Raw genomic sequence first — 20,355 nt, 5'->3', positions numbered from 1 at the left:
CCGCGCTCACGCATCGCCCTCCCGGTTAGTGCCATGCGTCATCCAGGTATCCAGCTGTTCGATCAGTGCACGCGGCGGGCAGTGGTGGAACACCCCGTGCCCGGGTGCATCCACGCCGCGCAGGAACAGGTACACCCCGCCGCCCATATGACGGTGATAGTCGTAACCCGGCAGCCGCGCGCCCAGCTGGCGATGCAGCGCCAGGGTGTAGAGCACCAGCTGCAGGTCGTAGCGGTGTTCCAACACGGCCGCCTGCAGGCGCTCCGGGGTGTACGCCTGGGCCGAGGCCCCCAGCCAGTTGGACTTGTAGTCCGCCACGTAATAGCGCCCGTCGTGCTCGAAGACCAGGTCGACAAAGCCCTTCAGCATCCCGTTCAGCGTCACGTCCCCGACTGGCGGGCGCGGCTGGCCCGGCAGGATCTGCGCCCGCACCGCCTGGTCCAGATCCGCCGCCTTCAGCTGGCGCGCCGGATACAGGAATTCCAGCTCCGGCTGATAGGTCACCAGCCCACCCAGTGTGAATACCCCGCCGTCCTCCAGCGGAAAGTCGGCCGTCAGCAACTGCTGCATCCAGTCCGTCACCACCGTTGACCACTCGCCCCAGCCCCGGCGCTCGCAGCGAGTCGCCACCTCCTGCGCCAGGCGTTCGGGCTGCGCCATCTGCGCAGCGAGTCCCTGCTCCGCCGCCCACTCAAGCAAGCCGTGGAGGAAGGTGCCGGGCCCCGGCCCGCGCGGGAAGGCGTGCAGCCCGCTCGCCGCGCGCGGCTCCGGCACCTCCACCGGCATACGCCGGGCGTCCGCGATCCCCTCGCGCAGCACATCCTCGTGCGCGGAGTCGGGAGCCACGGGCGCCACGCCCTCGTCATGCGCGGCAATCGCACTGTAGCTGGCCACCCACCAGCGCTCGAAGCGGCGTGCCGGCGGCACCCGGGCCGGCCCGGTGGGCACGACACCGGTTCCGGTTTGCGCCAGGGTGTCATGGATCTCCGGCAGCGGGGCCACCCGGATCGCCGGTTCGTCGCCGGCCGCGGTGCGCAGCGCCGCCTCCAGCCCGCCATCCTTCACGCCCTCGGTACCCGCCAGCAGATACCCCGCCGCAGTCTGGTCGAAGTGGTTACTCTTGCTCCTTCCCGAGACGATCGGTGCGATCCCCAGCCAGCAGGCATGGCGCGCGCGGGTCATGCCCACATACAGCAGGCGCAGGTCCTCGGCCAGGCGCTCGCGCTCGGCCCGCTCATACACCTCGTTGTCCATATGGAACACCCAGCGCGCCCCGCCCTGTGGCGGATGGTCGCGGTAGGGCACGTCCTTCTTCGCGTCCGTAGGCCGGAAGTTGCAGGCGAACGGCAGGAACACCAGGGGATACTCCAGTCCCTTGGACTTGTGCAGCGTGACGACCTTGACCAGGTCCTCGTCGCTCTCCAGGCGCAGGATCTGCTCCTCGCCGGTCTCGCCTTCGCCGTCGCGGTGCTCCGTCAGGTGCCGGATCAGGGCCTGCTCGCCGTCCAGTTCCGCCGCCGCCTGCTGCAGCAGCTCGCTCAGGTGCAGCAGGTTGGTCAGGGCACGCTCGCCCTCCGCCGTGGCGCGCAGGCGCCGGGGCACCTCGAAGTCGTGCAGCAGCCGCCGCAGCATTGGCAGCACGCCGCGCGTCTGCCACAGGCGCCGGTAGTCGCGGAACTGCTCGACCCGCGCCTCCCAGGCCAGTTCGTCCACCGTCAGCCGATGCAGCTCGGCCAGCGACTGCCCCAGCGTCGCGGTCGCCAGTGCCGCGCGCAGCAGGCGTTCGCTGGTCGGCTCGGCACAGGCGCGCAGCCAGCGCAGCAGGTCTCCCGCCTCGTCGGTGGCATACACCGACTCGCGATCCGACAGGTACACGCTGCGCACACCCCGCCGGCGCAGCTCGGCGCGAATCGCGTCCGCCTCCGCGCGCCCGCGCACCAGCACCGCCATGTCGCGTGGCCGCACGCCGGTCAGCTCCGCACCCTCGCGAAAGCCGCAGCGCCCGGCCGCGCCGCCATTCAGCAGCTCCACCATGTGGCTGGCGCAGGCCCGCGCCATGCGCTCGCGATAGGCGCCCTTGGGCACCGGCTCGCCGGGGTCATGGCACCACAGCGTGACCGCCGGCACCCCCTGCCCGTCCTGCTCGAAGGCCTCCGAACGCCCGTTGGCCGCCACCGGCACGAACGGCAGCGGGTTGTCCGTACCGGAGCGGAACAGGAACGCCCCGTCCGCCCATCCCTCGGCGTGTTCGAAAAGCCGGTTCACGCCAGCCACCAGCGCCTCGGTGGAGCGGAAGTTGCGCTTCAGGGTGTAGTGCCGCCCGGCGGTGGCCGTGCGCGCGGCCAGGTAAGTATGGATGTCCGCACCGCGAAAGCCGTAGATCGACTGTTTGGGGTCGCCGATCAGCAGCACGCCGAGATCGCACGGGTCCTCGTCGATGCGATAGACGCGATGGAAGATCCGGTACTGCACCGGGTCGGTGTCCTGGAACTCGTCCACCAGCGCCACCGGGAACTGCGCGCGCAGGGTCGCGGCCAGGTGATCCCCGCCCGGGCCGTCCAGGGCGTCGCGCAGCCGCGTCAGCAGGTCATGGAAGCCCATCTGCGCCCGCTGGCGCTGCGCCTGGCGAAAGCGCACATCGACCTGCAGCGCCGCCGCCTGCAGCAGGCGCTCGCGGTCGTCCACGCAGACCTCGGCGTGATCGTCGAGCCCGGCAAACGCCGGATGCAGATCTTCCGGCAGCGCCTGGCCGTCCTTCAGCCGCTCCTGCATGCCGGCCGCGCTGAAGCGCACCAGCGGCGAGTCGCCGGAGATTCCGGCGGGCCGCAGGGCGCCCGGGTCCTCGGCCCATTCGCGCATTGCCGCCAGCAATTTGTCCGGGTTGCTGTACTTCTGCTTGTTCAGCACCGAGTTGCGCAGCGTCTCGAACTGCTCGGCCACCGCCGCAAAGTCCTCGCGCCAGGGCCGCTTCATCGCCTCCAGCCGCGCCAGCTTCAGGCCCAGCGCGGCCTTCAGCCCCTCGGGCGTCTCCAGCTCCGTATCCGCCGCATCCGCCGGCAGGTGCCCGACCAGCGGCCGGATCTTCTGCAGCAGTGTGTCGGGATCGGGGCCGAAGGCGTTGCGCAACAGGCCGAGCTGCGCCGGCGGCTGCGGATAGACGAAGCGGCGCCAGTAGTCGCGCGCCGCCTCGGCCAGCAGTTCCTGCTGGTCGCTTGCCAGGTCCTGGGTGAACAGGCTCCCGCTGTCGAAGGCGTGCTCGCGCAGCATGCGGTAGCACCAGCCATGGATGGTGGAGACCGCGGCCTCGTCCATCCACTCCGCCGCCAGCTCCAGCCGGCGCGCCGCGCTCGGGCGCTCCGCCTCGGCATATTCGGCGCGCAACTGCTTGTGGATGTCCTGCACGCCCGGCACCGCGTCCGGGTCCTCCGCGCGGAACACGCGCGCGGCAATCGCCAGCGCGTCGCGAATCCGCTCGCGCAGCTCCTGGGTCGCGGCCTCGGTGAAGGTCATCACCAGGATCTGCGGTGGCGTCAGCGCGTCGGTGCCCTCGGGCAGCCCGCCGTGCCCCAGCACCAGGCGCAGGTACAGTGCCGCGATGGTGTAGGTCTTGCCGGTGCCGGCACTGGCCTCGATCAGGCGGCTGCCGTGCAGCGGCAGCCCCAGCAGGTCCAGCTCGTGGGCGGTCGCGCTCATGCGGGATCGTCCGCCTGATTCACCACGAAAAACACCGGCCGGTAGACCCGGTCGCGCCAGAAGGCAAAGTCCGGATCGTCCAGCAGGGTCTCGGGGTCGGGCCAGGCACGCGCCAGTGCCGGGCTGCGCGACCACTCGCCGGCGGCGAAGTCATTCCCGGCCAGGGTCTTCAGCGCCTCGTCATACGGATCCTTCGATCCCTCCTCCGCCGCGAGCCAGGCGAACGCGGCGGCGCAGGCGAGCGGCAGCGGCCGCTCCTGCCCCGCCGCCCAGGCCTCCAGCAGCGTGCCCAGAAGCTCCTCGGCCAGCCCGGACTCCAGGCCCGGGAGGACCAGGCGCGTGTCCAGTCCAACCAGTTCGGAGTCCACGCCGCCCGTCCCGGCGTTGGCCAGCAGATGCATCACCCAGGGCGCCATCAGCTTGTCGAAGCGCCACTTCTTGCCATCACCAATGCGGCTCGCGGTGTAGTCGAGGCATACCCGCGCCTGCCCATCGCTGCGCAGGGCGGGTGGCACGGCCTCCAGGCCCCAGTGCTCGTGTTCCAGACGCAGGGGCCGCGCGGCCGGCAACGACTCGGGGTACAGCGCATAGCGCTCGCCGATCCGCTCCAGCAGCCGCGCGGCCTCGCCCATCATCGCGCCGCGCTCCAGCTCGCCCGCCGCTCCCAGTGGCAGCCGGCCCGCGCGCTGGAGGCGCGCCGATTCCGCCTCCAGGATCTCCGGCCAGGCCTCCGCGTCGTCGGTGGTCTCCAGTGCGACCGCGACCAGGTGCTGACGCACCTGCCACTGCTCCAGCCCGGCCAGGCCAAAGGGTTCCAGGTCGTCGCCGGCCTCTTCCTCCTCGTCGAAGAACACCCCCAGGCGATGGCGGAAGAACGCCTCCACCGGGAAGCGCAGAAAGCGCGTCAATGCCTCCGGCCCCAGGGCGCGCGGCTCGCGCTCGGCCTCCAGCAACGGAACCGCCGCAGGGGCGCCACCAGCGGCATCCGCCGCAGCGCCCGGCGCCGCGTCGTGCACCGCCTCCCACTCTCGCGCGTAGGTAAAATGCCGAGCGTCGGCGGCGTCCGCCACCGGGAAGTTCACCGGCGAGAACGGCTGCAGCGGGTGCCAGGTCGTCAGGTGTTCCACCAGGGCCGGGCCGGCCTCCGGCCCGTCGGCCCCGGCCAGGCCCCACCCCGCGGCCAGGTGATCGCGCAGCTGGCCCACCAGCACCGACGGCGGGCGCGGCTCGTTGTCGCGCACGTGCCGCCCCACCCAGCTCACATGCAGCTGGCGCCGGGCGGAGAGCAGCGCCTCCAGGAACAGGTAGCGATCGTCCTCGCGGCGCGAGCGATCGCCCGGGCGGTAGTCGTTCGCCATCAGGTCGAAGTCTACGGGCGTCGGGCTGCGCGGATAGTCGCCGTCGTTCATCCCCAGCAGGCAGACCACCTGGAACGGGATCGCCCGCATCGGCATCAGGGTGCAGAAGTTCACCTGTCCGGCGAGGAAACGCTGGCCCACCCCGGAATCGTCCTGGCTGGCCAGCCACTGTTCGCGCACCACCGCCAGCGGCAGCGCCTCTTCCAGTCCGCCCCCCGCGCAGTCCTCGCGCCATTGTTCCAGGGCCTCGCCCAGTTGCTCCAGGGTGAACAGCTCGGCATCGGTCTCGGCCGCGAAGAACTGCTCCAGCAGCCCGCCCAGATGCGTGGCCCAATCCCCCGGCGCATGTGCCTGGCGCAGCCACGCCCACGCCTCCTCCAGGGCGCTGATCAGCGCCTCCAGCGGCCCCAGCAACGCGGCACTCAGCCCGCCGATCTCGTCGTAGGGCTCCAGGCCCTGCCACGGGCCCTGGTCGCCCAGCGCGTAGCCCAGCAGCATCCGCCGCAGGCCGAAGCGCCAGGTGTTCTGCTCCAGCCCTTCCGGTAGCCCCAACCCAGCGCGCTGTGCGGCATCCAGTCCCCAGCGCACGCCGGACCCCTGGGCCCAACGGTGCAGCTGATCCAGGTCCTCCTCCGCGATCCCGAAGCGCCGGCGCACCGCCGGAACATCGAGCAGATCCAGCAGCTCGCTGACACCCATCCGGCTCTCCGGCAGTGACAACAACTGCTCCAGCGCGATCAGTACCGGATCGCGGCCGCGCGGCCCCTGGTCAGACAGCGTGTACGGGATAAAGCGCGGATCATCGGTCTCCGGCTGACCGAACACCGCCTCGATATGCGGCGCGTACTGATCGATGTCCGGCACCATTACGATCACGTCGCGCGGGCGCAGCGCGGGCTCGCGCTCGAAGTGATCCAGCAGCCAGTCGTGCAGCAGCTCCACCTCGCGCAGCGGGCTGTGCGCGACATGGAACTGGATGGAGTGATCCCCAACGTCAACCGCCGGCCAGGTCTCCCGGGTCTCCGCGAGTGGACGCAACTCGCGGATGTCCTCCTGCAGCTGATGCAGCAGGCAGTCCTCCGGCCCACGCGTACCATGCGGCTCGAAGACGTCGACGCGCTCCCAGTCCAGCGTGCGCAGCACCCGGCCGTAGTGTTCGGGATCGTCGTGCTCGTCCAGCAGCCCGATGTAGTCACGTCCCTGCTTGCCCCAGGCCGCCAGCAGCGGGTGGGCGTGGTTGTGCAGCTCCGCCTCGTCGAGGGCCTCGGGCATGCCTGCCTTGCGCGCCTGGCGCCGGCGCGTGGCGCGCAGCAGGTCCTTGTCGGCCACGATGTCGGCCCAGTAGTGCTCGCAGGGGTTGTGCACGCAGACCAGCACCTGGCAGAACCGCGCCAGGCCCTCCAGCGCCTCCAGGATCTGCCCCGGCAGCGAAGAGATGCCGAACACGATGATCCGCCGAGGCAGGCCCGCCGGGCGCTGCTCCAGCGCGCGCACCGCGTCCATGTACCGGGCATGCACGGCCGAGCGACTGACCCCCTCGCGGGCCGCGCCGATATCCGCCTGCAGCAGGCGCCACAGCTCGGCCTGCCAGCGCTGCCCAGGGGCCAGCTCGCGCTCCTGCCCGCGGGCGTCGCGCAGGATGTCGCGTCCGGCCGCCCAGTCGGTCAGCCAGTCAGCACGGTACACCTGGTACTGATCGAACAGGTCCGCCAGGCGCTCGGCCAGCTGGAAACGCTTGCGCAGGTCGCCCCCCTGCCCCGGATCGTCGTCCTGCAGGAACTGGCGCAGCGGTGCAAAGGCCTCCTGCGCCAGGCACTCCGGCAGCAGGCGCATCAGCCGCCAGGTCAGCGGCCGCTTGGCGTAGGGGGACTCCAGCGGAACGGCCTCGGCCCCGAGGACCGCGCGATACGCCGACCACACGAAGCGCGACGGCAACTGCATGTCCAGCGCGGCCGCGATCCCGCAGCCCGGCGGGTCGGCATCCGGCGGCGCGGCCAGGGCATGCCGCAGCCACTGCGCCATGCCGTTGCTCTGCACCAGGATGGTCTCGTTCTCCAGCGGACCGAGCGGCGCGCGGCGCATCCACTCCACCGCCAGCGTGCGCAGCGACTCCAGGTGATTGCCATGCAGCACCACCATCCCTGGCTGCAACGCGCGCGACTCCACCAACCCGGCTCCTTGATCCGTTCGGGAAATGCCACGCATGGCCTCAAGGCCCGCGTGGTCCAGATGCGCCTACCCTACCATCCCGAAGCGACAATCCCCGTCGCGGTATTCACCAATCCGGCGGGCAATCCGGAAACCCCTTCAGGCCCGGGGCGCGGCCAGCAAGACCTCGAATTCGGCGCTGGGCACGGGCCGGCTGGCGTAGTAGCCCTGGTAGTGATCGCAGCCCAGCTCCCGCAGGACCGCGAGCTGATCAGCGGTCTCCACGCCCTCCGCCAGCACGGCCAGCCCGAGACCATGGCCCAGCCCGATGATGGAACGGGCGATGGAAAGATCGTTCGCGCTACCCGCCGTTTCCTCTTCGGCCAGGCCGTCGACAAAGCTCTTGTCGATCTTGAGCGTGTCCACCGGGAAGCGCTTCAGCTGCGCCATGGAGGAATAGCCGGTGCCGAAGTCGTCGATCGCGAAATGCACGCCACGCTCGCGCAGGCGCTGCAGGATGCGCCGGGCACGGCTCGGGTCCGCCATCAGCGCGGACTCGGTGATCTCCAGCTCCAGTTGGTCCGCCGGGAACTCGAACTCCTCGAGCAACTGGCCCACCTGCTGGTCGATGGGCACCCGCTGGAACTGCAGCGCGGAGACGTTCACCGCCAGCCGCAGCGGCGGGTAGCCGGCCGCGCGCCACTGGTGGCCCTGCTCGATCACCCGGCGCAACACCCAGGCTCCCAGCTCCACGATCAGCCCGGTCTGCTCGGCCAGCGGGATAAAACGCCCCGGCGAGATCGGACCCAGCTCGGGATCAGTCCAGCGCAGCAGGGCCTCCGCCCCCAGCAGCCGGCCGTCGGCGACGTTGTACTGCGGCTGGTAGTGGACCTCCAGCGCATCGTGCTCGATGGCCCGGCGTAGCCGCGCGGACAGATCGATGCGCTCGCGCGCCGCCCGCGTGAACTCGTCGGAGTAGTAGCGATAGCTGCCACGCCCGTCCATCTTGGCCTGCGACAGCGCGGTGCTTGCCTGCTGCAGGAGGGTGTCGGCATCCCCCGCATGGTCGGGGAACATGGCGATCCCGATGGTCGCGGTGATCTCCAGCTCCACGCCATCCCCCAGATCGCAGGGATAGCTCACCTCGCGGATGATGTTCTCCGCGATCAGCGCGGCGTCGTCCACATGGCCCAGGTTCTCCACCAGCACCGCGAACTCGTCGCTCGCCAGCCGCGCCACGGTGTCCGTCCCGCGCCGGCCGATCTGCAGCCGTTCCGAGATGATCTTCAGCAGCCGGTCCCCCGCGGCGTGGCCCTGGCTGTCGTTGATGTCCTTGAAGCGGTCGACGTCCACGAACAGCAGTGCCAGATGCCCCTTGCGGCGGCGCATCAGCGAGATGCCATGCGTCAGGCGCGCACGCAGCAGCCGGCGGTTGGGCAGCTCGGTCAGCGGATCGTGATGCGCGAGGAAGTCGAGCTCCGCCTCGGAGGCCTTGATGCGCGTAATGTCGGCGAACACCGAGACGTAGTGGGTCAGGCGTCCCTGGCTGTCATGCACCGCGGTGATGCTCTGCAGCTCGGGGAAGATCTCGCCGTTCTTGCGCCGGTTCCAGATCTCGCCCTGCCAGTGGCCGTTCACCTGCAGTTCGCGGAACATGTTGGCGTAGAACGCCTGATCGTGGCGCCCGGACTGGAACATCTTCGGCGTGCGCCCGACCACCTCGTCCTGGGTGTACCCCATCAGCTGGGTAAAGGCCCGGTTGACCGACAGGATGTGGGCGGTGGCATCGGTGATCACCACACCCTCGCGGGTATTCTCGAACACGACGGACGCCAGCCGCTGGCGCTCTTCGTGTTCGCGCCGCTCGGTAATGTCCTCGACCGTCGCGACGATCCGGTCCAGCCCGCCCTCCGGCGTGCGGCTGCACTTGACGTCGATATCCGCGACCATCACCCGCCCGTCGCGCCGGAGCAGGCGTTTCACGATGCTGTAGCCGGGGCGTTCGCCGCGCCGCATCTCGGCGTCCAGCTCCGCCTCGCAGCCGCGATCCTCGGGGACCGCCAGGCGGTCCCAGTCCAGACCCGCGAGCTCGTCGGGCGCGTAGCCCAGCATGTCTGCCAGGCAGGTGTTCACCCGCTCCCAGCCCTCGCCACGCGGCCCCGAGATCGCCATGCCCACAAACGGCATATCGAAGAAGATCCCGAGCAACCGATCCTGATCGGCATGGGCGCGCACCAGCGTCAGGTTGCGTCGCAGCCACTGCTGGCGCCACAGCAGCGCCCCGGCGGCCAGCACCACCAGCCAGATCAGCAACGTTACCCCGGCCGCCCACGCGGCTTGCTGACGCGGCGCCAGCTGCAGGGCGTCCAGATCGCGCTTGAGCACCAGGTCCCAGCCCGCCGGACCCAGTGGCTGCACCCCCGCCAGGAAGTGGCTGTCGGTTTCGTCGAAGCGTTCGATCACCACCGCATCGCGCGGATGGTCCAGGACCCGCTCGCGCAGCCGCGGGAAGGCCGCCGGCGCCGGGATCATCACGCCCCCGGCCTCGCTGATCCGGGCAATCGAGGCGCGCTGATCCCCGGCCCGCACCACGATGTGCGCCTGCGCATCCAGTCCGCTGCGGTTTTCGGTCAAGGTCAGCAGCGGATGCAGGCTTTCCACCGTCGATGACAGCAGCACCAGCCCCACAACCGGGTCGTGCGGGGCCGCGCGGTTGCGTACCGGCACGGCCCAGCTGATCCGGGGCCGCCGGTCCGGATCGGCATGCAGGATCGGCTCGCTCTTCTCGCCGCTGCGGCGCACCTCGCGCAGCACCGCGTCCATTTGGGCTTCGTCCAGGGCACTGCGCCCCAACTCGATCACCGGCTGACGATCGGCATTCAGCAGGGCCACCCCGTCATAGCCGTACGCAGTCCGCATCAGTTCGAGTCGATCACGTACCTGCTCCAGCGCCAGTGTCGACCGCCGCTCCAGGGCCGTCACGGCGAAGAGATTGAAGCCACGCGCCTCGGCCAGCACCGCGGCGTCGCCGGTGCGCTCCGCCAGCCAGTGATCGATCACACCGCCCTTCAGGAACGCGGCGCGCTGCAAATCCTCGCGTGCCTGCGACTCGGCGGCGGCCCCCTGCCAGTGCCAGGCACTCAGACCCACCGCGACCGTCGAGGCGATCACGGCCACACCCAGCACCAGCCACGGCCAGTAACCAAACCGCCCCAGCTCCTCGCGCGCGGCCGGGCCCGTCTCCGCGTCGCGCCAGGGCGGCATCCAGCGCATCGCGGCGTACAGCAACACGCCGGACACGAGGACGAAGCCCAGGCCCTTGCCCATGTTCGCGCGCATCAATGCGGCCGTGACCTCCGCACCCCCCCACCAGGCCAGCGCCGCGTCGGACAGCACAACCCACAGCACGCCGAACCCGACATAAGCGCCCGCGATCCATCCGGCCGCAAAGCGACGCGTGACTCGGCGATCAACCCTCATCGGCCCCTCGCGCTCGTGCACGTCCGGTACGCAAAAAAGCGCCGCGCCCCGTTCCCGGATTGCGCGGCGCCCCAACGGGACGAATCAACATCTATCGCGTCGTTTCGATTCAATGCCAATGGCGTCTGCACCTCGGGCAAGCCCCCTCCGTTCATCTTTTCAGGATCCATTCCGGGACGCACCCGCCATTCATCCGGGCACAAAGAAGACCCGCCGAAGCGGGCCCCAACACCGGCCACGCCCGACCCAGACGTCCGATCCCCGACGTCCGACCCCGGACTGTACCGGATCGCGTCGCTATTCGGCGACGGTGCGCTCGATGATCGCCTCGATCTCTTCCGAAGACTTCTCCATCACCTCGGCCACGCCTTCCGGCATCATCGGCAGGAAGCCCGGCACGTTCATCCGCGAGATGAACACATCCCCCTGGCTGTCCTGATAGATGCTCACCCGACAGGGCATGAAGGCCGAAACCGGCCGGTATGCGTCCTCTTCCAGGATCTGCGCGCTGTAGCGGCCGCTGCAGACATCCAGGATCACCACCGGATCAATCGTGAAGCCGCGCTCCGACAGCGTACCGGCCATGTTGTTGCGGTGCAGGATACTCCAGCCGGCCTCGGATGCCTCGCGTTCGAAGGCCGCGAGCGTCTCCGGGAACGAATGCGGGCTCGGCGTCACCATCACCATCTCCGGCTGCCCGCCGCCGTGGTGGTCGGCCTGCGCCATACCGGAAAACAGCAATGCCATCGCCATCACAACAAGCGCGAGGAACCGCGCACCGGGCCGAGTGGTCATCATTCTAGAGTGCATCATGGTTTCTCCTTTCCCGCTAAGCGGGAATCGCCGTGATCGGCCGCCTCTTCGTTACGTTGGGGGCCGTACCTGCAGCACAGGGTATCGATTTCCGGCCACGGCCGTCTTGATGCAGGTCAACCAGACACGAATCAGACCCGTTCCAAACGGGTACAACCCGACGTCACCAACGTCGCAACAAGGAGATCGACATGGAAGCCACACTGAAAGACGGAACGGTCACCCTGAAGATCGACAAGAAGGCCGCCAAGGACATCGCCGAAAACATCACCGAGCTCGGCGGCGAGATCAGCAACGGTGCGCGGGCGCTCGGCTCCGTGCTGCAGGAAGGCGTCTACGAACTGGAGAACGAATTCCGCCAGCCGCCGCACGCCTTCGACGAGCACGCCCCCAAGCAGCCCTCCATCGAGGACTGAACCACGCGCGCCAGCGCGACCGAGCCCCCCGAACACAAGGAGCACGACATGCATCTGGAAAAAGCAGAAAACGGCGAACTCGTCATCACCATGCCCCAGGCGGAAGCGGCCGACGTCCTGGCCACGCTCAAGAAGCGCGCCGACGACCTCGACGACTGCGAGGACCTGACCGAGGCCCTGGAAAACGCCGGCATCCAGCTACCGGAACAACCGGACCATATCCGCCACGAATACATGCCCCCGGCGGACCACTAACCCGGCACCCGCCCCACACCCCGGGGCAATCCGGGCCCATCCCGCACCCCATCGCCGAGAGGCTCGGCTCCTACAGTTCCAGGGCCGCCAGACGGTGTAGGAGCCCAGCCCCTGGGCGATCCGGACTGTCCAACACCCCGATCGCCAACAAGCTCGGCCCCAACGCAACCCGAAACCACAGCCCCCGTAGGAGCGTGCTTGCACGCGAAGCCCCCGCCAAAGCCGGGCATTCAAAGACACCGGTCACGCCCAGCGGCGGACGACCAGGACGCCCGCCGGCCCCATACCACAAAGAGAAAGAGCCACCCAGCATCCGTGCCTGGGCGGCTCTTTCATGGGCATCCCTGTTCCCGCGACAAAAACTAGCACAAAAAATAGAGGATTCCACCCCAAACGCGGAAAAACCTCGCGCCGGTCGATTTCACCCCCTCAACGGTAGGCCTTCATTCCACCCGCGCCCCACATCGTAGGAGCGGGCTCGCCCGCGAAGCCCCCCGCCAAAGCCCGAAAGCCACCACCCCCCTCCACCTTGACGGGCCGCGCCACGGCCGCCCTCCGGTCATCGCCAGGAGCAAAGCAACGCCGCGATCTCCAAGGGCGACCGCACAGGCCATCCCATTACCCCACCGTAGCGCCCTACTCCGTCAAGCCAGCCATGCTGGAGCGAAGAGCCTGTATCGCGCCCAGTCAGGCGAACGTGGCGCGCGCTACCGCTACCCGGCCACCGCATCGTCAGGACGTCGCAGCCGCGCGGTCTCGCGGGCCACATTCACCTGCATGCTCTCCCGCGCCACTTCGTGCAAAGTCGGATCAACGGTGCGCCCCTGGCGATCAAACCACTCCAGCACATCGGCCAAGTGCCATAGCGACGAATGCCCCTCGTGCAGTGGCAACGGGAAACTGTCCCGGTGAGTTTGCACCAGCTTGCGCATATTCTGCCGGGAAAACTCGAACAGATCGGCCATATCGGTCACGCCCACGAGATCCGGCGCCGCCTCCACCAGACGGGCCTCTGGTATCGCATTGCGTACATCACGAATCGCACTGCCCACCGCCTCGCGTGCCGCGCCTGCCTCGCGGACAAAAGACAGCGCGAGCCGACCTTTCTGGCCCGTACCGATCAGGGCATCATCGCAGCCACCCTCGAACAACCGGCCCTCTAGCGTCTGCCGATCCAATCCCTCCGGGATCGCGAATTTCAGCGTGAACTCGTATGCGCTCATGATCACTCCTCTTCACCGACACGGCCTCCGGTACACCCCTCCACCACGCGGCGAATCTGCCGTGCGTGGGAGGACGAGTTCCTCGGTGTACTCCAGACGCTCACGATGCAGAATTCTCCACAACGGCATTCCCGTTCATTCCAGGGGCAATACAACCGCGCCCAGGCATGACCACCAGCCATCTCGACCCGCCAACCATTGGCCTCGGCATGGGCCACAGCCGCTTCAACGTCCTTGTTGGGATGTCGTCGCCTGCCCATCTCTCTCCCTGTGAAACTAGCCCCAGGAGCAATGGTTGTCAACTGACAACCATTGCTCGCCACGTCCCTGTTAACCTAGCCGAAGCCCCACCACCAGCTCGTCGTCCCAGCCGCAGCACCCCCTCTCGATCATCCCGAAAGTAGGCCCCACACTCTGTCATCCCGGCCGTAGCGCAGCGAAGAGCCGGGATCTCCTACCGATGAGATCCCACCGCCACTGTGCTATCACTGGCCGGTGCAGATCCCGGATAACGGCTTCGCCGTTTCCGGGATGACCCGCGAGGTTGATCCTGCGGGGCGACGGAGCAGGCAGTCTCCGTAGAATTCCCTTGCCATCATCCCGGCCGTAGCACCACCCCACCCCGTCATCCCGGCCGTCGCAGCGAAGAGCCGGGATCTCCCACATCAGGAAAACACCAACGCCAGTACCACCACTTACGTACGAGATCCCGGCTCTCCGCTGCGCTACGGCCGGGATGACAGCAGGACCGTAAGCCAGCGGCATAGGGTGCTCGAAGCCCCAGCAACGGCATTCCCGGTACACCCCGTATTCACGGAACGATTGGCCAGGCGATACACTCGAACATATAATCCCACTTATATGCTTAGCAGGAGGAATGTATGGGCCAAGTCACCATCTACCTCGACAATGACCACGAACAGCGCCTCAAGCGCGCAGCTCAATCGGCCGGCATCCCCGTCAGCCGCTACGTCGCACGGCTGGTAGAAGAAAACACCCGAACCGAGTGGCCCGACTCCGTCCGCACCCTGGCCGGTCAATGGAATGACTTCCCCACAGCCGAGGAACTGCGCGACACGTCCCCGGACAGCCCCCGCGAAGCGCTGTGAAATACGCCCTGGACACCAACACCCTGATCTATTTCTTCAAGGGTCAGGGCAAGGTCGCCGAAAACCTGCTGGCCACAGCACCCTCCGACGTCCTCGTTCCCGCCATTGTGGTGTACGAGCTCGAAACCGGCATCGCCAAGTCCGGCGAGCCCGAAAAGCGCCAAAAGCAGCTGGCCGAGCTACTCGATGTCGTCACCGTCCTCTCGTTTGACCGCCCCACCGCCAGCCATGCCGCCCGCATACGCGCCCAGCTCGAGCAACAGGGCACACACATCGGCCCCATGGACACACTGATCGCCGCCACTACCCTGGCCCACAACGCGACCCTCGTCACCCACAACGTAGCCGAGTTCCAACGGGTCCCCAGTCTCCCACTCACCGACTGGTTCACCTGACCCGCAAGCCCTCCGGCCATCCCGACCACACCACTACAACCCGTCATCGCGAGGAGCAAAGCGACGAAGCGATCTCCAAAGCCAACCCCCGCAGCCGATCCATCATCGGCGGCCGTAGCACCACCCTACCCCGTCATCCCGCCTGCAGCGCCACCACTACAACGTCATCCCGGCCGCAGCGCAGCGAAGAGCCGGGATCTCCCACGTCAGAGAAACACCAAACGCCGGTGCGGCCACCCACGCCAGAGACCCCGGATAACCACTCCACAGTTTCCGGGATAACGGCCAACAACAAAATCCTCTCCGCCCCAGTGTTGCCTCTACTTAGGATGCGCCAATCGCCCATGAATACGAACGTGCACATTCAAAGACATCTCCCTACATTGGGATGCATGAGCCATCGCACCGAAATCGATCGCATTCGTGCCGTGTTGCGACACCATCACGAGCTGGAGCTCGCCATCCTGTTCGGATCCCTGGCGAGCGGAAAAATGCATCCACATAGCGATGTCGACCTGGCCGTCAGCGCAGGAGCGCCGCTTCCAGCCACCACGCGCATCGCGCTCATCGAAGAAATTGCCTCCACCACCGGGCGCCCCGTGGACCTTGTGGACCTCACCCAGGCCGGCGAACCCTTACTGGGCGAGATCGTCACACGCGGCATCCGCCTGACCGGACAAGACGAGGCCCACGCGCGCTTCCTCACGCGCCACTTGCTCGACCAGGCCGATTTTTCCCCCTACCGCGACCGCATTCTGGCCGAACGGAGACAAGCGTGGATCGCCGGGTAATCGAACAAAAGCTCGAAACGCTGCGCTATTGCGTCCAGCGGGTCGCGCAACGTTGCCCCAACGACCCCAACCAACTCCAGCAAGATCCGGATACACAAGACATCATCGCCCTGAACCTGTCCCGTGCGGTGCGGTGCAACAATGTGTCGACATTGGAGCCCATCTCGTGACCGCGCTCGAGCTACCACCTCCGGGCACCATGGGCGAAACCTTCGACCGACTCGCCGAAGGCCAGATCATCGATTCCAGCCTGGCCGACCGACTCAAGAAGGCCGTCGGCTTTCGCAACATCGCAGTCCATAACTACGAGCGCATCAATGGGGAGATCGTCCACGCCGTGTGCTCACGCCACCTCGACGACTTCCGGACCTTTGCACGCACAGTCAACGAACGCCTCTAACGCGTCACCCTTCAACCAGGTGCAACCATCGATTGGCACGAGCAACCCCCGTAGGAGCGGCCTTGGCCGCGAAGCCCCCGCCAAAGCCAGAACACCACCAACGCTACCGCCGTAACGGCGCAACAGCCCGCCTCAACCCCTCATCCAGCGAAAGCACCCGCCTGCCTCCCGGCCCGCCCGATTCCAGATCAGACCAAGCGGCTCAGGAGGAGAACGACAGCCCCGGAAGCGACCAAGGCCCGCAGACTCAGCCCGCCGAACAGTTGTGCGATATGTCCCCGGCCTGAGACGCTCCTTCCACGCCAGTCGCACGGCCCATCACGTCCACCACGGCATCCGCCACGGTATGCATATCGGCCTCGCTCAGCGTGTGATCCACCAGGAACATGACACTGGTCTCCCCCAGCTCGCGCGCGATAGGCAGGCGCTGCGCCGGCCGGTAGTCCGTGCCATCAAAGGCCTTCTCCAGATACACCTCGCTGCAGCTGCCCTGCAGGCAAGGCACGCCAAGGGCCTGTATGGCCTTCACCACCGCGTCACGATCCCAACCGTCAGCCAGGCGCGCCGGATCCACATAGGCGTAAAACTTGTACCAGGCGTGCCCCACACCCGCCGGTGCCGCGGGAACCCGCAGCCCCGGAAGCCCGGACAACCGCTCAAGCAGCACCCGAGCATTGGCGCTACGCTGCGTCAGCCACTGCGGCAGCTTGCGCAACTGCGCCCGACCAATGGCCGACTGCATCTCCGTCAGCCGCCAGTTGGTCCCGAACGACTCGTGCAACCAGCGAAACCCCGCCGCATGCTCGCGGTGATACACCGCATCCCAGGCCTTTCCATGGTCCTTGTAGCTCCAGGCGCGGCGCCACACCGCCTCGTCCCGCACCAGCAGCATGCCGCCCTCGCCACCGGTGGACATGATCTTGTCGGTGCAAAAGGAAAACGCCGCCGCATCCCCGAACGACCCAACCGGCTGCCCATCCAGCGTCGCCCCATGTGCCTGCGCGCAATCCTCGACCAGGAACAACCCCCGCTCGTCCGCCAGCGCCCGCAGACCCTGCATATCGCACGGCCAGCCCGCCAGATGCACGGCGATCACCGCGCGCGTGCGCGGCGTCAGCACCGCGCGCACCGTGTCCGGCATGATGTTGCCCGACTCGCGGTCCACCTCCGCAAATACCGGCCGCGCCCCGCGCATCACGATCGCCGAAGCCGAGGCCAGGAACGTCCGCGGCGTCACCACCACCTCGTCGCCCTCGCCCACACCCAGCGCCATCAATGCCAGTTCCAGCGCCAGCGTGCCGTTCGCCACGGCAATCCCGTACGCCGCCCCATGAAACGCCGCAAATTCGCGCTCGAAGTCGCGCCCTTCGCTACCGTTCCAGTAATTCACCCGTCCGGAACGCAGAACCGCCTGCACGGCCTCGAGCTCGTCATCATCGAACCGCGGCCAGACACTTTTCACCACCGTCACACCACCTAGGGAAACACTGATTAATGTATGCACTCGCACTCGAGTCGCTTTTGCGTGCGAACAAGGCGCGGTGACTGCCGTGCAGTCATTCTGCGCAAGGGAGCCGCAACGCCGTTCCCACGCCCGTTTTTGACAACATTGGGCGGCCGAGCCCCGGCTTTCAATGGCTTGTGGGGTTGGTACCCCAGGTTCCCCGATCCTACGTTGCGCCCCGAATCCATCAAAAACGGGCGGGTAGAACCACTACCCGCTGCCCGACGCGCCTTGTCTCGGAAAACCTGGGATACCAACGCGAGTGCGTACATTATTCAGTGTTTCCCTAGATCGCGAAATTGATCCGCCTGACGACGGGCCTGGCGCAATGAAGCGCAGGCCCTGGAAAAAGCCGTGCTCAAGCGGCCAATGGAACACGGCAAAAGAATCGGCCGGCCTGGAAAGCCGCCCACCAACAGAAACGGGATAGCGACCCGAAAAGGCTCTCGGACTATTCAGCCGAAGGCGCACCGCTGGAACGCATTCGCTCCAGGATTCGCGGAGCCACGAACAGCGCCACCATCCCGAACAGGTCGAGGGTCCCGATGATACCGGCCGCAACGGCACTGAAAGGTGCAATCGCCACCGCCGCCGCCAAACCCGCAACCGCAATCACCAGACCGTAGCGCTGCCCCCGACGATCCTTTGCAATGGCACCTTCCAGTCCGCGTTCCCGCATTCGATGGGCATGCGCCTGTTCATCCACGGCCATCTGCACGATTGCGCGGCGGGTCTCATCATCAAAACGATTCAGATGATCGGGGTGCGGCAACGGCCCGCTGTACGACTCGTGGCGCGTCGCCGCCATCACAAGCTCCGAAGGTTGGGCGTCAAGAAGCCCCGCAAGCCGACTCTGGTCTTCCGGCGACAGGGCACCACCTTCCAGCCGGCCCACCAGCTCCTCGAATGTACCGCCTTGGCTATCGGCCGTATCCGACTCGTTGTCAGGCAGGCCCTCCGTTGGCCTTTCGCTCATCGTTCTTCTCCATTCCCTGGTCGGACTGCGCGCGATTGATCCCTTCACGCAACCGTTCACCAACGTTGACCCAATGACCGGCGACTCGCTGCTGCAACGAACCGGAAGGCATAAAGGCCGAGTAGTCATGCGCCGGCCACACTTCCATCACCGAACCGGCCGCAAGGACTACCCTACCGGCATCTCGCTTTCTTACTTTCACCTGCTCACCTCCGTGCTTCACCCGGCCGGTTACCGCATTTATCCTGGACCACGACCACAAAGCGCACAAATTCAGGGTCCCCACGTCATTGAACCATCCCCGAAACCCGGCAACCACCGACCGCACGGCCCAATCGCCGAGAAGCTCGGCTCCTACACGTCCGGGAACCACGCCTCTGTAGGAGCCCAGCCCCCTAGGCGATCAGAACCGAACCAGCCCCACCGCCCAAAGGCGCCACGCCCCTACCGGAACACGGTACGCCAGATATACCCAAGATCCTTCCGCAACGACCACTGCTGCACATATTCCCGGTTGATCCGCACCTTGTCGGGAAAAATCACCTCGCGGTTGTACCGCTCCGGGTCATCCACCCCCGCCAACAGCGTCTCCTCGTCGCGGTACTTCAGCGTGGCCGGCCCGGTAATGCCCGGACGCACCGTTAGGATCACCCGATCCTCCCCCTCCAGCGCATCCGCATACCCCGGCACATCCGGCCGCGGCCCGACAAAGCTCATCTGCCCCAGCAGCACATTGATCAACTGCGGCAGCTCGTCGATCTTGGCCCGCCGAAACAACCGCCCCAGCGGCGTAATGCGCGGATCGTGCCCGGTCGTCACCGTCGTATCCAGCCCGGTCCCCACGCGCATGGTGCGAATCTTGATCACCCGGAACACCCGCCCGTTGCATCCCACCCGCCGCTGGGTAAAAAACCCGTTCGCGCGCGTATCCACCGTCGCCGCCAGCCACGCCAGCGCGATCAGCCAGAACGTCAGCGCCAGCCCTACTGCCGCCCCAAACACGTCAAAGCCGCGCTTCAGCGCGGCCTGCCCGGTACTCAAACCTTCCTGCATCAAACAAACAATCCTTGGAATCAAACCCGTAGTCGACCCGCTCCGGGCTGTAGCAAGCCCCAGGACGCCCTAACCCGCCGCCAGCACCGGCGTTTCCGGCCGCCCCGGCGGGAACTCGATCAGCAGATAGTCGTTCGGCAGCTCCGCCACGATCTCGAATTTTGCCACCGCCTCGTGAGAGCGCAACGAAGCCGGATTATCCCGGCTGATCGTCGACCGCGCCCGCAGGCCCGCCTTCGAGGCCTGCCAATACAGATAACCGACAATGAAGCGCCCCAGGCCAAGGCCCGTATGATCCGGCCCCACCAGCAACCCAATGAACGCCGAGCCGGTCGGTGCCACCTTCAACAGGGCATAGGCCGCGAGCCGATCACCAACAAACAGCCCATAGTTCAGGAAAGCCCCCGAACCCAGCACCGCCCGCAACGCAACCCGGTCAAACCCGTGCGGACGAAAATAGCGCAGGTGCTCCTCCGGCTGCGCCGCCAGAAACCCGTGCAGCGCGTCCAGATCGTCAAGCCCCAGCGGCCGCATCACCGCCGCCTCCCCGCGCACGGTGCCCTGCACCACGGCCTCGGCCCGGGCACACCGGATCCGCCGGCCGTAACGCAACACCGTCACCCCACGGGCCGCCGCCTCGATCCAGCGGAACATCGCCGGGAAACGCTGCTTCACCCGGTATGCCAACTGCTCCATGCTAACGGCTCCGACTTGGCACAGTACCGCCGATCCGCCTGTCTC

The 20,355-nt window shown here is 67.4% G+C and carries 14 protein-coding genes and 1 pseudogene; 6 read left to right on the top strand and 9 right to left on the bottom strand.

Translation table 11 applies throughout. The features are described 5' to 3' along the window. Positions 1-6: 6 nt before the first annotated feature. From recB to F817_RS0112755, 4 genes are all read right to left on the bottom strand, one after another. Positions 7-3,693, bottom strand: coding sequence for an exodeoxyribonuclease V subunit beta (recB, locus tag F817_RS0112770; protein ID WP_024328008.1), 3,687 nt, complete (start codon positions 3,691-3,693; stop codon positions 7-9). Further along, positions 3,690-7,190 (bottom strand): exodeoxyribonuclease V subunit gamma, encoded by a 3,501-nt coding sequence (gene recC / locus F817_RS0112765; RefSeq protein WP_024328007.1) that lies wholly within the window; start codon positions 7,188-7,190, stop codon positions 3,690-3,692. The genes recB and recC overlap by 4 nt, the downstream gene beginning before the upstream one ends. A 168-nt stretch (positions 7,191-7,358) precedes the next feature. Further along, positions 7,359-10,679: a bifunctional diguanylate cyclase/phosphodiesterase gene (locus F817_RS0112760; RefSeq protein WP_029681139.1), complete on the bottom strand. Its 3,321-nt coding sequence runs from the start codon at positions 10,677-10,679 to the stop codon at positions 7,359-7,361. Positions 10,680-10,976: 297 nt separating this feature from the next. After that, complete coding sequence (locus F817_RS0112755) at positions 10,977-11,474, bottom strand: DUF302 domain-containing protein (RefSeq protein WP_024328005.1); 498 nt, start codon at positions 11,472-11,474, stop codon at positions 10,977-10,979. Between the two features lie 209 nt (positions 11,475-11,683). Here F817_RS0112755 and F817_RS0112750 point away from each other — a divergent pair, with 209 nt between their 5' ends. Further along, complete coding sequence (locus tag F817_RS0112750) at positions 11,684-11,908, top strand: hypothetical protein (RefSeq protein WP_024328004.1); 225 nt, start codon at positions 11,684-11,686, stop codon at positions 11,906-11,908. Between the two features lie 48 nt (positions 11,909-11,956). Then, on the top strand, positions 11,957-12,163 hold the full coding sequence (locus F817_RS0112745) for a hypothetical protein (protein WP_024328003.1): 207 nt from the start codon (positions 11,957-11,959) through the stop codon (positions 12,161-12,163). 713 nt (positions 12,164-12,876) lie between these two features. Here the strand turns inward: F817_RS0112745 and F817_RS0112740 are convergent. Next, a complete protein-coding gene (locus F817_RS0112740) occupies positions 12,877-13,386 on the bottom strand; it encodes an AlpA family transcriptional regulator (protein ID WP_024328002.1) in 510 nt (169 codons plus the stop codon). 881 nt (positions 13,387-14,267) lie between these two features. Between F817_RS0112740 and F817_RS0112735 the strand changes: the two genes are divergently transcribed. From F817_RS0112735 to F817_RS13840, 4 genes and pseudogenes are all read left to right on the top strand, one after another. Then, the gene (locus F817_RS0112735) at positions 14,268-14,495 is read left to right on the top strand and encodes a hypothetical protein (RefSeq protein WP_024328001.1); all 228 of its coding nucleotides are present in this window, start codon (positions 14,268-14,270) and stop codon (positions 14,493-14,495) included. Next, positions 14,492-14,890 carry a type II toxin-antitoxin system VapC family toxin gene (locus tag F817_RS0112730; RefSeq protein ID WP_024328000.1) on the top strand — a complete coding sequence of 133 codons (399 nt, stop codon included), beginning with the start codon at positions 14,492-14,494 and terminating at the stop codon, positions 14,888-14,890. Before F817_RS0112735 ends, F817_RS0112730 begins: the two co-directional genes overlap by 4 nt. 392 nt (positions 14,891-15,282) lie before the next feature. Further along, on the top strand, positions 15,283-15,681 hold the full coding sequence (locus tag F817_RS0112725; RefSeq protein WP_017926251.1) for a nucleotidyltransferase family protein: 399 nt from the start codon (positions 15,283-15,285) through the stop codon (positions 15,679-15,681). Then, positions 15,666-16,081, top strand: a pseudogene (locus tag F817_RS13840) (DUF86 domain-containing protein). The gene F817_RS0112725 and the pseudogene F817_RS13840 overlap by 16 nt, the downstream one beginning before the upstream one ends. A gap of 247 nt (positions 16,082-16,328) precedes the next feature. Here F817_RS13840 and F817_RS0112715 read toward each other — a convergent pair. The 4 genes from F817_RS0112715 to F817_RS0112700 all read right to left on the bottom strand — a co-directional run bounded on the left by F817_RS0112715 (position 16,329) and on the right by F817_RS0112700 (position 20,289). Then, on the bottom strand, positions 16,329-17,552 hold the full coding sequence (locus tag F817_RS0112715; protein ID WP_024327999.1) for a DegT/DnrJ/EryC1/StrS aminotransferase family protein: 1,224 nt from the start codon (positions 17,550-17,552) through the stop codon (positions 16,329-16,331). A 484-nt stretch (positions 17,553-18,036) separates the two neighbouring features. Continuing rightward, the gene (locus F817_RS0112710) at positions 18,037-18,609 is read right to left on the bottom strand and encodes a DUF2335 domain-containing protein (protein WP_231369423.1); all 573 of its coding nucleotides are present in this window, start codon (positions 18,607-18,609) and stop codon (positions 18,037-18,039) included. A gap of 396 nt (positions 18,610-19,005) precedes the next feature. After that, positions 19,006-19,614 carry a sugar transferase gene (locus F817_RS0112705; RefSeq protein ID WP_024327997.1) on the bottom strand — a complete coding sequence of 203 codons (609 nt, stop codon included), beginning with the start codon at positions 19,612-19,614 and terminating at the stop codon, positions 19,006-19,008. A 69-nt stretch (positions 19,615-19,683) separates the two neighbouring features. After that, a complete protein-coding gene (locus F817_RS0112700) occupies positions 19,684-20,289 on the bottom strand; it encodes a GNAT family N-acetyltransferase (protein ID WP_231369422.1) in 606 nt (201 codons plus the stop codon). Positions 20,290-20,355 lie beyond the last annotated feature (66 nt).

This window comes from Thioalkalivibrio sp. AKL19 (genome assembly GCF_000420165.1).
GTDB lineage: Bacteria > Pseudomonadota > Gammaproteobacteria > Ectothiorhodospirales > Ectothiorhodospiraceae > Thioalkalivibrio.
The sequence above is the reverse complement of the archived record's forward strand: the minus strand, read 5'-3'. Positions and strand labels throughout refer to the sequence as shown.

Coding starts and splice junctions, on each gene's coding strand:
- recB (WP_024328008.1), bottom strand. CDS start 3,693: ATGAGCGCGACCGCCCACGAGCTGGACCTGCTGGGGCTGCCGCTGCAC.
- recC (WP_024328007.1), bottom strand. CDS start 7,190: ATGGTGGTGCTGCATGGCAATCACCTGGAGTCGCTGCGCACGCTGGCG.
- F817_RS0112760 (WP_029681139.1), bottom strand. CDS start 10,679: ATGAGGGTTGATCGCCGAGTCACGCGTCGCTTTGCGGCCGGATGGATC.
- F817_RS0112755 (WP_024328005.1), bottom strand. CDS start 11,474: ATGACCACTCGGCCCGGTGCGCGGTTCCTCGCGCTTGTTGTGATGGCG.
- F817_RS0112750 (WP_024328004.1), top strand. CDS start 11,684: ATGGAAGCCACACTGAAAGACGGAACGGTCACCCTGAAGATCGACAAG.
- F817_RS0112745 (WP_024328003.1), top strand. CDS start 11,957: ATGCATCTGGAAAAAGCAGAAAACGGCGAACTCGTCATCACCATGCCC.
- F817_RS0112740 (WP_024328002.1), bottom strand. CDS start 13,386: ATGAGCGCATACGAGTTCACGCTGAAATTCGCGATCCCGGAGGGATTG.
- F817_RS0112735 (WP_024328001.1), top strand. CDS start 14,268: ATGGGCCAAGTCACCATCTACCTCGACAATGACCACGAACAGCGCCTC.
- F817_RS0112725 (WP_017926251.1), top strand. CDS start 15,283: ATGAGCCATCGCACCGAAATCGATCGCATTCGTGCCGTGTTGCGACAC.
- F817_RS0112705 (WP_024327997.1), bottom strand. CDS start 19,614: ATGCAGGAAGGTTTGAGTACCGGGCAGGCCGCGCTGAAGCGCGGCTTT.